This window comes from Streptomyces sp. NPDC059398, assembly GCF_042751845.1.
GTDB lineage: Bacteria > Actinomycetota > Actinomycetes > Streptomycetales > Streptomycetaceae > Streptomyces.
In genome coordinates, this window is sequence record NZ_JBHYWP010000098.1 from 26447 (window position 1) to 28129 (window position 1683).

The 1683-nt window shown below is 64.5% G+C and carries 3 protein-coding genes; all 3 read left to right on the plus strand.

The window, feature by feature from the left end:
* Positions 1-97 precede the first annotated feature (97 nt).
* Positions 98-496, plus strand: coding sequence for a BlaI/MecI/CopY family transcriptional regulator (locus ACFXBC_RS28160; RefSeq protein ID WP_385030345.1), 399 nt, complete (start codon positions 98-100; stop codon positions 494-496).
* 10 nt (positions 497-506) lie between these two features.
* On the plus strand, positions 507-1028 hold the full coding sequence (locus tag ACFXBC_RS28165) for an amino-acid N-acetyltransferase (protein WP_164264100.1): 522 nt from the start codon (positions 507-509) through the stop codon (positions 1026-1028).
* A 145-nt stretch (positions 1029-1173) separates the two neighbouring features.
* Positions 1174-1509: an Lsr2 family protein gene (locus tag ACFXBC_RS28170; protein ID WP_385030348.1), complete on the plus strand. Its 336-nt coding sequence runs from the start codon at positions 1174-1176 to the stop codon at positions 1507-1509.
* Positions 1510-1683 lie beyond the last annotated feature (174 nt).

Sequence of the window (1683 nt, forward strand, 5' to 3'; positions counted from 1 at the left end):
GGGCGGGCGAACGGCAGGAAACCCTGCCGTACGCCCTTTTCTGTGTTTTTCGCGCTAATAACCAGCTATTCGTGACATCTCGCACTATGGTGCAGATGTGCCCCGTCAATTGGGAGAGCTGGAAGACGCCGTCATGTCACGGGTCTGGGAGTGGAACCGCCCGGTCACGGTCAGGGAAGTCCTGGAAGACCTCGAACGCGACCGGACCATCGCCTACACCACCGTGATGACCGTATTGGACAATCTCCATCAGAAGGGCTGGGTACGCCGGGAAGTGGAGGGCCGCGCCTATCGATATACGGCGGTCTCCACCCGCGCCGCCTACTCGGCCGCACTGATGAACGAAGCCTGGTCGACGAGTGACAACTCCGCGGCCGCCCTTGTCGCCTTCTTCGGCATGATGTCCTCCGAGCAGCGTGATGCACTCCGTGATGCTTTGCGCATCGTTCAGGGTGATGCGGACCGCGATGACCGGGAGGGAGACGCAGGGCGATAACGTCTTGCGCATGCCAGGTACGCGAGCAAAAGCCCTCACCGTCCGCAGAGCCAGGACCAGCGATGTGCCGGCGGTGCGCGGACTCCTGGACGCGTACGTGCGTGAGCGGATCCTGCTCGACAAAGCCACGGTGACGCTTTACGAGTCCATCCAGGAGTTCTGGGTCGCCGAACGCGATGACGACGCGAGGGTCGTCGGCTGCGGCGCACTCCATGTGATGTGGGAAGACCTCGCGGAAGTGCGCACCCTCGCCGTTGACCGCGAGTTCAAGGGCGCCGGAGTGGGCCACCAGGTCCTGGACAAGCTCTTGCAGACCGCACGGTGGATCGGAGTGCGCCGGGTATTCTGTCTGACCTTCGAAGTCGACTTCTTCGCGAAGCACGGCTTCACCGAGATCGGTGAGACTCCGGTCGACGGAGATGTCTACAGCGAGCTGCTGCGTTCCTATGACGAGGGAGTCGCTGAGTTCCTCGGTCTCGAACGGGTGAAGCCGAACACCTTGGGCAACAGCCGGATGCTTCTGCACCTGTGACGGTCACTTCGCACCGGAACCCTATGTCCGAATCGCGCATGTTTCCCGTGTTCTTGCACTCCTGAACCTCTGCCGGGGGTTTGTGTTTTCCCGGGAAAAGCGGTTTCCTTTCCGCGTACTGAATTTTTCGATGAAAGGAAATCCGGTGGCACAGAAGGTTCAGGTCCTTCTTGTCGATGACCTCGACGGCGGCGAGGCGGACGAGACCGTGACGTTCGCTCTGGATGGCAAGACATACGAGATCGACCTCACCACCGCGAACGCGGACAAGCTCCGTACGCTTCTTGAGCCGTATGCCAAGGGTGGCCGGCGCACCGGCGGCCGCGGCACCGGTGGCCGTGGCAAGGCCCGTATCGCGGCAGGCGGCAACAAGGACACCGCCGAGATTCGTAAGTGGGCCAAGGACAACGGATACAACGTGAATGACCGCGGCCGGGTGCCCGCGGACATCCGTGAGGCCTACGAGAAGGCCAACGGCTGATTTCCGGGAGGTCCGGGGGTCACACCCCGGACAGTCGAAGTCCGGTTTCCGGGGGGGGCCCCCCGGCCAGCCGCCGCGACACGGCCCCCCCGGGCCCGGGGGCACCGCGGGGCCGCCGCGGCCCCCGGCCCGACCACGTCGGGGGCAGCGCCCCGCAGCCCGCCCCCCCCGCAC

Excerpts from the sequence above, each read along its gene's own strand:
- ACFXBC_RS28165 (WP_164264100.1), top strand. The coding sequence starts at position 507 with ATGCCAGGTACGCGAGCAAAAGCCCTCACCGTCCGCAGAGCCAGGACC.